The sequence below is a fragment of the Cupriavidus sp. 8B genome (assembly GCF_054589115.1).
This window is the reverse complement of record NZ_BAAILO010000067.1, coordinates 1-261: the sequence shown is the minus strand read 5'-3', so window position 1 is coordinate 261 and position 261 is coordinate 1. Positions and strand designations below refer to the sequence as shown.

At 54.8% G+C, this 261-nt stretch carries 1 pseudogene; it reads right to left on the bottom strand.

Annotated features, from left to right (window positions below):
- Positions 1-31: 31 nt before the first annotated feature.
- Positions 32-261 (bottom strand): annotated as a pseudogene (locus ACYP5B_RS06505) (IS607 family transposase); the annotation flags it as partial.

Below are 261 nucleotides of genomic sequence, written 5' to 3'. Positions count from 1 at the left end.
GACGTCCCATAGAGCGTGCGGGTGACGGTTGTCATTCCAGAATTTCCTTCGGTACCTTGCTACCCGGATAGTCTTCCTTGATCTGCTTTTTGTACTCGCGCATGCCGTACAGGCGGCATGAGAACGTATGGATGATGGCAAGCAGGTCCTCAACCATTTCCTGCTCTGGCGACAGCGATTCCTGATTAACCACGATGATCTCACACCCGTTCTCGCGCGCAAGATGGTCGAGCAGGTCGAATCCGAAGCGAACGAGCCGGT